Source organism: Streptomyces sp. NPDC001889 (assembly GCF_053594535.1).
Map to the genome: position 1 here is coordinate 1 of NZ_JBSFER010000050.1, position 9992 is coordinate 9992.

12 protein-coding genes are annotated in these 9992 nt (G+C 70.2%); 6 read left to right on the forward strand and 6 right to left on the reverse strand.

Annotated elements, in window-relative coordinates; genetic code table 11:
- Positions 1 to 590 precede the first annotated feature (590 nt).
- From ACWCRA_RS34660 to ACWCRA_RS34670, 3 genes are all read left to right on the forward strand, one after another.
- Positions 591 to 1430, forward strand: a complete 840-nt coding sequence (locus ACWCRA_RS34660) for a GntR family transcriptional regulator (protein ID WP_451069412.1) — start codon at positions 591 to 593, stop codon at positions 1428 to 1430.
- A 172-nt stretch (positions 1431 to 1602) separates the two neighbouring features.
- Complete coding sequence (locus ACWCRA_RS34665; protein WP_451069413.1) at positions 1603 to 1884, forward strand: hypothetical protein; 282 nt, start codon at positions 1603 to 1605, stop codon at positions 1882 to 1884.
- The gene (locus ACWCRA_RS34670) at positions 1881 to 2132 is read left to right on the forward strand and encodes a type II toxin-antitoxin system RelE family toxin (protein WP_451069414.1); all 252 of its coding nucleotides are present in this window, start codon (positions 1881 to 1883) and stop codon (positions 2130 to 2132) included. The genes ACWCRA_RS34665 and ACWCRA_RS34670 overlap by 4 nt, the downstream gene beginning before the upstream one ends.
- Before the next feature lie 122 nt (positions 2133 to 2254).
- Here ACWCRA_RS34670 and ACWCRA_RS34675 read toward each other — a convergent pair whose 3' ends face one another.
- From ACWCRA_RS34675 to ACWCRA_RS34685, 3 genes are all read right to left on the reverse strand, one after another.
- On the reverse strand, positions 2255 to 2563 hold the full coding sequence (locus ACWCRA_RS34675; RefSeq protein WP_451069415.1) for a hypothetical protein: 309 nt from the start codon (positions 2561 to 2563) through the stop codon (positions 2255 to 2257).
- Positions 2563 to 3315, reverse strand: a complete 753-nt coding sequence (locus ACWCRA_RS34680) for a ParA family protein (RefSeq protein ID WP_451069416.1) — start codon at positions 3313 to 3315, stop codon at positions 2563 to 2565. Before ACWCRA_RS34680 ends, ACWCRA_RS34675 begins: the two co-directional genes overlap by 1 nt.
- A 520-nt stretch (positions 3316 to 3835) precedes the next feature.
- Positions 3836 to 4117 (reverse strand): hypothetical protein, encoded by a 282-nt coding sequence (locus tag ACWCRA_RS34685; protein WP_451069417.1) that lies wholly within the window; start codon positions 4115 to 4117, stop codon positions 3836 to 3838.
- 160 nt (positions 4118 to 4277) lie between these two features.
- Here ACWCRA_RS34685 and ACWCRA_RS34690 point away from each other — a divergent pair, with 160 nt between their 5' ends.
- Both ACWCRA_RS34690 and ACWCRA_RS34695 read left to right on the forward strand, forming a co-directional pair.
- On the forward strand, positions 4278 to 4961 hold the full coding sequence (locus ACWCRA_RS34690; protein WP_451069418.1) for a hypothetical protein: 684 nt from the start codon (positions 4278 to 4280) through the stop codon (positions 4959 to 4961).
- A 236-nt stretch (positions 4962 to 5197) separates the two neighbouring features.
- Positions 5198 to 7177 (forward strand): UvrD-helicase domain-containing protein, encoded by a 1980-nt coding sequence (locus ACWCRA_RS34695; RefSeq protein ID WP_451069434.1) that lies wholly within the window; start codon positions 5198 to 5200, stop codon positions 7175 to 7177.
- A gap of 66 nt (positions 7178 to 7243) precedes the next feature.
- Here ACWCRA_RS34695 and ACWCRA_RS34700 read toward each other — a convergent pair whose 3' ends face one another.
- Positions 7244 to 7537 (reverse strand): hypothetical protein, encoded by a 294-nt coding sequence (locus tag ACWCRA_RS34700; RefSeq protein WP_451069419.1) that lies wholly within the window; start codon positions 7535 to 7537, stop codon positions 7244 to 7246.
- A 249-nt stretch (positions 7538 to 7786) separates the two neighbouring features.
- Here ACWCRA_RS34700 and ACWCRA_RS34705 point away from each other — a divergent pair, with 249 nt between their 5' ends.
- A complete protein-coding gene (locus ACWCRA_RS34705; protein WP_451069420.1) occupies positions 7787 to 7936 on the forward strand; it encodes a hypothetical protein in 150 nt (49 codons plus the stop codon).
- A gap of 137 nt (positions 7937 to 8073) precedes the next feature.
- On the opposite strand, the gene ACWCRA_RS34710 is transcribed toward ACWCRA_RS34705, so the two are convergent.
- Positions 8074 to 8253: a hypothetical protein gene (locus ACWCRA_RS34710; RefSeq protein ID WP_451069421.1), complete on the reverse strand. Its 180-nt coding sequence runs from the start codon at positions 8251 to 8253 to the stop codon at positions 8074 to 8076.
- Between the two features lie 388 nt (positions 8254 to 8641).
- Positions 8642 to 9211, reverse strand: coding sequence for a hypothetical protein (locus tag ACWCRA_RS34715; protein ID WP_451069422.1), 570 nt, complete (start codon positions 9209 to 9211; stop codon positions 8642 to 8644).
- Positions 9212 to 9992 lie beyond the last annotated feature (781 nt).

Consider the following 9992-nt stretch of genomic DNA (forward strand, 5'->3'; position numbering starts at 1 on the left):
GGCGGTCCGGGCTCCGGCTCCATGAGCCCCGGCAGCACGGTGCCGACCTCGTCGTACACCTGCGTCCACCACTCCGGCGGAGGCCCCAACGGCTCACCACCCCCCGGCAACGGCTCCCCGGCCGGCGACGGCATCGTGTTCTCCACCGAGCCGCTCACCGGCACACCCCCAGCCCCGCCAGCAGCGCCCGCATCCGCAGCTCGTCGCCGCCGACCCCCGGCGGCCGACCGGGGGCGTCCGAAAGGCCCAAGGTCGGGGTCCTGCTCCCGTGATGGGTCCCACGGAGGGCGCCGTACCGCAGTACGCGCCTCCATGCGACCCGCGTTGCTGCCACCATCTAGAACGTCGGTCCTTCCACTCCCATGGATCGGGTCCGACAGCCGCCCCGGGTGCTCCAACACTCGGGGCGAACAGGCGCTCCAACGCCTGATCAGCGGCCCCGGAGCTCCAACTCCGAGACGCAGGACGGCCCTTGGCTCAGCCGGGGGCCGTTCTTGGCTGTCGGGAGATAACGTATACGCTAGATGTGGCAAGGGCAAGCTTGGTGTATACGTTAAACATCTGGGGAGTCGAGATGAAGGGACAGGAAAATGGCCGCTCAGTACGAGGAAATCGCTCGTGACCTGCGGGAACGCATCGCCTCGGGGGAGTACCCGCCAGGGACACAGCTCCCGCTGATGCGGGACATCGCGGCGACACACGGCGTCTCCGACATCACCGTGCGGAAGGCATACGTGCTGCTGACTAGGGAGGGGCTGGTCGAGAGCCGCCGACGGTCCGGTGTGTTCGTGAAAGAACACCCCGACCGCGTACGGCTGACGGTCCGCGCCCGACAGGTCGAGCGCGACGAGCTGGGCTACTTCTCCGGGCCAGAGGTCCAGCACTGGCGGGCGCTCCCGTGGCCGGACGGCGAGAAGACAAGGATCAGCGAGGCCGCCGCGCCCGCCGACGTCGCCGAAATCCTCGGCGTGGAGACCGGTACCCGGCTGACCATGCGCAAGCGGCTGGTCGGAGACCCCGAGCAAGAAGACCACCGGCAGCTCGCCGACTCGTGGATCGCCCGGTGGGTCATCGAAGAGGTTCCCTCCCTGAGCGGGGACACCGGGCTGGGCGGGATGTACGACCGGGTCGAGGAGTGGGCAAGCCGGGCCCTCACCTGGCGCGAGGAAGTATCAGCCCGGATGCCCGCGCCCGGAGAGGCCGAGGCCCTCAAGATGTCTGCGGCCGGAGTTCCGCTGCTCCGCGTCGTGCGCGTCACCCAGCTCCCGTCCGAGAACCCCGACGAGGAGCCCCGTGTCGTCGAGGTACAAGACATCCGGATGAACGCGGCCCTTTTCGCCGTCGGCTACCCACTGCTCCGGGCCGAGTCAGCAGGCTGGCCGGTCCAGCCCGCCACCAGCGACTACTACCAGGCCCCGCCGTCGAGCTGACGGCTTCCGCCCCTCCAGCCCCGCCCCCCGCGATCCTGGCCCGCACCCCTCGGTGCGGGCCTTGGTCCTTCACGACCGGCTGGGGCGCGCTTCTTCACGCCCTGCCCCGGGCACCAGGGCGGGCGTACCGTGGTCGTCGTGGACAGCATGGACCCGAGGAGGTGGCCGACCGATGAGTGAGACACCGGCGTGGACGACGTACGTCGACGGCGAGCTGGTGGAGCTGCCGATGACGATCGAAAGCGTGCGCGCACAGCTCACCGACGACGAGGAGCGGACGGAGTTCGACGCGCAGATCGCGCAGACCCCGGCCCCCCAGCTCCCGCAGGTCCTGGCGGCGTGGGCGCTCCCGGCCACCGCATGGGAGCGGATCGACGAGAACATCGGCCGCATCAAGGCCGGAGAACGGTTCCACCCACAGGAGCCTCAGTACGCCACGCCGGAGGTGGCGTGAGCCGGTACCGGATCGAGTACACGGACGAGGCCCGTGACTCGCTGCGCAAGATGGCTGCCGGAACCCGCAGGGAGTTCGAGTCCGGGATGTCCCGGCTCGCGGGCGACCCGTACGGGCACGGCTCGACCCCGGCGAAGGGCCGGCGGGAGCCCGACCGCCGGTCAGCGACGGTGAGCGGATTCTTCGTCGTCTACTACGTGAGTAGCACAGTGCTGACGCTCACAACCGTGCACATCATCGGGGGCTGACCAGCCTGATCCCGACGGCAATGAAGAGGGCCCGCACCGTCTGATGCGGGCCCTCTTCATTGCCTCTACCTGGAGTGATACGTCTCGCACACGTCGCACGTCTCGCCTGTGTGCGAGGAGTATCACTCCTGCGAGGCGTGCGAGCGGCGGGGCCAGCCCTTGGCAAGGCGGGCTTGGACGCGCGGGCCCTGGGCGACGGCGGCCTCAAAGAGCGCGGCCACGACCTGGTGCTTGGGGACGCGGGTGGCGTGGTGGATGTCGTCGACCACCGCGGCGAGCGCGTCGGCGGCCTCCGCCGTGGTGTACCAGGAGCGGCGGGTGGTGGCCGCGGCCTTCTTCGCCCGCCGGTCCCGGGCGACCACGTCGGCCGTCACCTCGACCGGCAGCTCGTCCTCGTCGTCCAGGCCGTCGAAGTTCGTGGGCTTGACCATCACTTCCCCTTCCGCCGCGAACTGACCATCCCGACCTCCCGCAACAGCGCGGGGACGTCGAGGAAGTCGCGCGGCACATGCTTGTACGCCCGCTGGTACGCGACCCGCTTCACCAGCTCGGTGTCGCACACCGGGTAGACCCGGCGGGCCTTCCCCGTCTCCGGGTTGATGCCGCCCTTCGTCAGCTCCTCCCTCGCCTCTCTCGGGAGCGAGGTCTGGTGGTCTGTCCGGGACAGGACCACGTACCCCTCGAAGCCGCCGACCGTGTTGTCCGCCGCCGCGAGCTTGGCGATCTTCCACGCCGCGGGCAGCTTCTCCGTCTCGCTCGGATCGGCGCCGACCGGGGCGAGCAGCCGGTGAGCCCGCGTCAGCGCCGCCTCGAACACCGCGTTGTTGCCGCCGCCGACGTCCGCGATGATCTCGTCGTTGTCCGCACGGAGGTCGTCGATGTGCTCGTCGATCTCGATCAGCGGGCACCGGCTGACCGTGATCGGCCAGTCCCTCCCCGCCTTCAGCGCGTGCTGCTGCCACGCGTACGCGGTCTGGCTGGTGGAGTCCCCGTCGACGACATGCACCTTCCGCTTCTCCCGGACCGCGAGGTACAGCGCCGACATCATCGCCAGACGCGTCTTGCCCACCCCGCCCTTCGGCAGGCCGACCACCGTGACGGACGCTCCGCCGTCCGCGGTGCCGGCGGACGCTCCCTCCCACTCGTCCTCGTCGTCGCCGACATCCCACCGCGCACCCGCCATCGCGCACCTCTCTCTCCCGCCCTCCCGGGCGCCGCTGTCCGTGCCCCGGAGCCTAGACCTCTCACCCGTGCGAGCCGTGCGACACCTCGCCCGCCACGCACCTCTCGCACCCGTCGCACCTCTCGCACGAATCGCACGCATGCGAGCCATATCACTCCAGTTCAGCAGAGGGAACCGCGCCGAAATCGACCGACCGTCGTCGTGGGGGCGCCCAATGTCCGTAAGCCTCCGTGGCCACGAGCACAGGCGACTACGGGTGCTCCGGAGTGGTCAAAAGCGGCAAGCAGCGGGGGAGGGGTGCCCGGGTGGCGGCCGGTTCACCGCCATTGCGGGCCGTCCGAGGCGCGGACCGTACCCCCGCCGTCAGTACCGCGGGCGCGCGAGGCGAACGCACCGCCCGGCCGTGGCCGAGGGGGAGCTGGCTGCTGCCGCGATACGGCTGGGCCCGGCACTCTCGCTCCGCTCGTGACCCGCATCGTCGTGGCCGGGCATCCGGCTGCGGCCCCGGAGAAACCTACCGTCACACCCCAGGCGAGTGACGGAAGTCCCGCAACCGGTCCCGTCGGGGCGCAGCCGGGGCAGTCGCCGCGCCGTCCGGCTGCGGCCCGGCGCCGAGAACCCCGCGGGCGCGCAGCTCGTCGAGGGCGATGTCCGGCCGGTACAGCGGCTCCGGGCCCAGGTCCGCCTCGGCCGCCAGGACCCGGTGCTCCACCATGGCCTCCACCGCCGAGAGTTCGGCGGCCTGGTCCAGGCCGTGGTCGAGCCGGGGACCGCGCCCAAGGCGCCGGCGGGGAGACGTCATGCGCCGGATCGTACGGCGCCCCCGACACCTCCCGCGTACGCGCGCCCGCGTAGAACACTCTCAAAACTCGCAGAACCCCCGGCCAGCCCCGCCGCACAATGGCGGAAAATCTAGGTTGATTCTCCGTGAATCTCCTGTTCAAGGCTCTACCCTGATGGGTATGACGAAGCAGTTCGTGGTGGCCATGGAACCGGTCGACGTGAGGATGCTGGAGGAGGTGGTCGACGCCGCGGCGGCGGCCGAGCGGCAGTGGACGACAGACGCCCGAGAGCGGGAAGGACTGGAGTTCCTCCGGGGGAGGGCCGCCTCGATGGCACGGGCGCGGATCAGAGAGGAGTTCGCGCGGCTGCGGGCCCGGGGAACGCTGTGCGGGACGCGCGAGCTGATCCTCGCACCTCAGGTCCGGGCGGAGCTGAAGGCCCGGACGATGCACCGGGCGTTCGCCGCCGTCCCGGCCGCGGACGCGGGGGCCGCCGGCCGCCGGGTGGGCGCCGGGCCCCGGCACTACGGCCGCCTCTCCGAGGAGGACGGGACCACACTCACCGCCCGGCTCGCCGTCGAGCTGCCGGACGACCTCGGCGAACAGCTCGTGAGGGCCTGCTACTGGACCAGCGCGCCCGCCGTCGAGGCCCTGTGGAAGTGGCAGCAGAAGTGGGGCGACGGGCCGGAGGTCGAGCTGCGCGAGGCCCAGCGCGCGGGCATGGGCGCCGGGTGGCTCGCCCTCTTCACCTCAGGACTCGCCCGCCCCGCGACCGCCGACGCCCTGCTGGAGAAGTCGACGCTCCAGGCCCAGATCGTCACCACCGGCGACATCCTCCGCGCCGCCGTCCACCGCGCAATCTGAGCCACCCCAACCCCTCCCCTCACCAGCACTATCCAAAATCCCATCCCTTCTAGCTGGGGTTTCGCGGTTAATCTACCTAGATAATCCGCAATTCTCCTTGGCCGGACCTCCAATTTCAGCCGTTACATGGGGGATTATTGTTTTTTGCTCTCCGGGTCATCAGCTTCCGTCACACTCGGCGTATGTGACGGAAGCTGATGACCCGGTGGGGTCACCGGGGGAGCGGAGGGTTGAGCGTGGCGGAGTGCAAGGCGCCGGGGTGCGGGGAGACGCTGGAGGCCCGGAAGGGCGGGAGGCCGAGGGAGTTCTGCGGGTCGGCGTGCCGGATGCGCGCGAAGCGTGCCCGGGAGCGCGGGGGAGTGGAGGAGCTGCGGGCCGCCGCGAGGGCGGCCGTCGGAGAGCTGGACCCGCTGGCGGCGGGGGAGTCGCTGCGGCTGCTGGGGATGACCGACGAGGGGGAGCTGCGGGAGGTCGTCCGGCACGCCCGTGCGGCCCGTACCGCGCTGGACGCAATGTGGGCGGCGATGGGCGCGCACGCCGTCGGCCGGCAGATCGACCTCGCCGCGGTACGCCTCGGCGAGACCAAGAAGCCGAAGCACACACTTTCCGTCACTCCCCCGGCAGTGACGGAAGTCCCAGCGCAGGCCCAACCGGAGCTGTCGGCGCCGTCCCCGGCTCCGTCGAGAAGGACCAGGAGCACAGCGCTGGCACCACGGGCGCGGGCGGGCGGGCTACGGCCGACGCCGGAGCAGGAGGCCATTGTCGACGCGTGTGTCGGCGGCGCTGACCTGGTTGTGGAGGCCGGGGCGGGGACGGGGAAGACGACGACGCTCCAGATGGCGGCGTCGCAGATGCGCGGCCGCGGGCTGTACCTGGCGTACAACCGCGCCATCGCCCAGGACGCGAAGCGGAAGTTCCCGCATGGGGTCGACTGCCGTACGGCGCACTCGCTGGCGTGGCACGCGGTGGGGCGGGACTACCAGGAGCGGACGAAGGTCCGTGTCCCGGCGCGGCGTACGGCGCAGCTGCTGCGGCTGACGGAGCCGTTGCGGGTGACGGAGGACCTGGTGCTCGCGCCGGAGCAGCTCGCGCGGATCGCGGTGGACGCGGTCGACCGGTTCGCGCACTCGGCGGCCGACGAGGTCGAGGCCGGGCACGTGCCGGACGTCGTGGGCGTGCCGGACGAGGCGATGTGGGAGCTGCGGTCTCATCTCCTCCCATACGCCCGGCGGCTGTGGGCGGAAACCCTGGACCTGGGGTCGGAACACCGGTTCACCCACGACTACTACCTCAAGCTGTGGGCCCTGAAGCGGCCGAAGCTGGGCGTCGACTACGTCCTGCTCGACGAGGCCCAGGATGCGAACCCGGTCGTGGCGGAACTGGTCCGGTCGCAGCAAGCGCAGCGGATCGCGGTGGGCGACAGCGCCCAGGCGATCTACGGGTGGCGTGGCGCGGTGGACGCGATGCAGAACTGGCCGGCCTCGCGGCGGCTGATGCTCCAGCAGTCGTGGCGGTTCGGCCCAGCCGTCGCCGAGGAGGCGAACCGCTGGCTGGTCCAGATCGGGGCGCGGCTGCGGCTGAAGGGGAACCCGGGCAAGCCCTCGGTGGTGGGGCCTCTGTCGGCGCCACGGACGGTGCTGTGCCGGACGAACGCGATGGCGGTCGCGCGGGCGATGCAGGCGCTGGAGAAGGACAAGCGCCCGGCGCTGGTGGGCGGCGGGAACCAGATCAAGGCGCTCGCCGAGGCCGCGCTCGACCTACAGGCCGGGAAGCCGACCTCGCACCCGGAGCTGATCGCATTCTCCACCTGGGCGCAGCTCCAGGACTACTCGTACAACGAGTCCGGGGGCAGCGACCTACGCGTGTTCGTCCGCCTCATCGACGACCAAGGCGCGGACGAGGTCGTGAAGGCGATGAACCGGCTGGTCTCCGAGGAGTACGCGGACGTGGTGCTGAGCACCGCGCACAAGGCCAAGGGGAGGGAGTGGGACTCGGTCCAGATCGCCAACGACTTCCCGGCGCCGGTCGAGCGCGACGGCGTGCCGGGGAAGATCCGGCGCGACGAGGCGATGCTGGCGTACGTCGCGGTGACCCGGGCGATGGACCGGCTCGACAACTCCGGGTTGTCGTGGCTCGACGAGTACGACGGCACGGGGGACGCGGGGTACGACTCGCTCGCCTCGGTCCTGAACAACCCGGAGCGGTACAGGGACTGACCCGCACCCCAAACGACGGAGGGACCACGCCTCAGCGTGTGACGGTCCCTCCGTCGTAGCGGTAGTTCACTTTGCCCATTCGTCGGGCCACCCCCGGCGCTCGTACGGGAAGACCCCCGCGGGGATACTCACCCCTCCACTAGCGGTGGCGGTCTTCGCCGCGGCGGCCAGCGTGCGTACGTACTCGACATCCTCCGTCAATCGGGTCACCTTCCCGGCCAACGAGTCGTCGACCATGAGGATTCCGTATCCGCCATCGACGGCGGGCAGCCCAACGGCAGCGCACCAGGCGCGGTACCGGTCGAGGCCACCCAGATCATCAGGTGTGGCGAACGCGTACTCGTACCGGCCCTGCCCCACTGCGGCCCCTCTCCATGAGCGTGATCGGCATGACCCTACGCCCGGCGCACCGGCGTTCACTGAGTGAACGCTACTTTTTGGTCGGCCAGGGAGTCCTCGTCTACCGTCGAAAGGCCAGCATTCCTGGTTGATGATCAAGATCAAAGACAGAGGAAGCACCGGGCAAAGGGCCGGGAGTGGTCCTCGGTCCAGATCGCGCGGGACTTCCCACGCCCGGCCGAGGGCAGGGAAGTCCGGGAGGACGAAGGGATGCTGGCGTACGTCGCGGTGACCCGGGCAATGGACTCGCTCGACGCCGAGGCGCTGTCGTGGCTCGACGAGCTGGACGGCTCCGGCGACGCCGGATACGACTCGCTCGCCTCCGTGCTGAACGACCCTGAGCGGTACCGCGACTGGTGATCCCGACCACCGACGAGAGGGACCGTCACACCATCCAGGTGTGACGGTCCCTCTCGTCATGCAGGCACCGGCCCCCTACGCGTGCGCGAGCACTGGTTAACCCTCAGATCAGCACCGGTGATGCCGGCCGTGACGGTTCATTCCAGGGTGGCGATGACAGTCACGGCGGCGATCATCACAGTGGCGCCCGCTCCGGCAACCAACAGCGGCGTGGCGGTCGACGGATGGCGGTGGGCCACGTAGGCCAGACCAACGACCACAAGCATGAACGTCACGCCCGCCAGGACCAGGACCAGGAGCACAAGCTTGTTGGGCACAGGGTGTCCCCCTTCATCAGGGCATGCCAAAGGCACGCCGGAGTGTGGGATGGAGAGCGCTGAGGTGCGCCGAGCAGGACTATGGGCCAGCCGGGGGCTAGCTCCGCAACCCCTCCAGCCTCTCGGCGGGAGCGGCCTCATTCAATACAGAACGACAGGTAGAAGGGCTCTCAAGAGGACTCCTGTCGATATTGAATGAGAGCCCCAGCACTGGTAGGGGCTAGCCGCGCGAACCTCGGACGACCGCACTGTCGGGATGAGCACGCCAAGCACGGGGGTCAGCGCGAGCACACGACCAGGAACAGGCACCTGAACAGCACGACGGAAACGGGCACACCTCTTCCACTATGAGTGCCCAAGGTTTCGTCCGGGACGAAAGTCCGCGCCGTCAGCGGCGCTTGCGGCGCTTCTTCCGGCTCCCCTGCGGGCGCGGGGAACGGGGCGCCGGTACGGGCAGTGCCTCCCGCCGGCGCTGCTCGTGTCGGTGCTCGCGGACGGCCGCGGCCGTCGCCTCCAGGTCCCGGAGCAGCAGGTCGTGGAACCCGGCGAGACGCCCGCGCTGTACCTCGTCCCGGAGCTGCCGGAGGGCCTGCTGCCACTCGTAGATGTCCTCCGGGAGCCGCACCTTCGACGGGCCGCGGCGCACGGTTGTGCGCAGCACCGTCTCCGTCCGCTCGACGACCTCGCGCACCGGCTCGGTCGTACGGCCGCCCTCCTCGACCGGACGGTCCGCACGACGGGCCGCGGTGCGCACCTCGGAGGCTCGCTTGCGGTGGGAGTCCCGGCAGTACTTCGGGGGCCGGCCGACGCCGTCGTACGCGATCGGATCGCCGCACCAGGCGCACGTCGTGGACACCAGCCGCTCGGTCACGACCGTGCGCTCGCGGACGTCGAGGACGTCGCCGTCGTGCTCCTGGTCGTCGTTCTCGGCGGGCTGCTGCGGCTCACGATTCGTCACGGACGAAACGGTACGTGGTCGAGGTGCCAGAGGTGCGCTGCATCCGGGCCGGTCCGGAGCGGGGACCAAGGTATCGTCACCGCGCGGTGCCGATACGAAACGACGACGAGCACCAGGCGGTGAAGCGCGGGAGGCCGGCGGAACCTCGGGCCGGACTTCCCAGGGGGTGCCGTAGGGAAGTAGTCGGCGCTCTGAAGGCCCTTGACCGGGCCCCTTGACCGCAGGTCACCCCCCTTGACCAAGGCCCCGGCTCGACGGCCGGTGAGGCGACTCGTAGGGCGACTCGTACGACGACTCGTAGGGCGACCTCTCCCCGGCCGCCCTCGGTCGGGGAGCACCGTGACGCTCGCCCTGCCGCACTCCCGGGCGGCGGGGCGAAGAGTGTCTTGGCCCATAACTTGCTCCCGCTCGGGCCCGGGTGTTCCGAACCGGAACGCGGCCCCTGTTCCGAGTCGGAACACCGCTGTTGGGCGACACGAGAACGTCAGTGGTCGGCGACGTCGGAAGTGTCAGTGGCTTGCGCGGGACGAAAGGGCAATACGCCAAGCGAGAGCGAGGTCCGTATGTCGCCGACCACTGACAACCCATGTCGTCAGCCACTGACATCCTGATGTCGTCCGACATTTCTCGCAGAGTCGACGGCGTGGTCCTGCACACGTCCACGGGCCGTAGATGCCGGCAGCAAGCGAGAGCGAGGTCCGTATGTCGCCGACCACTGACAACCCATGTCGTCAGCCACTGACATCCTGATGTCGTCCGACATTTCTCGCAGAGTCGACGG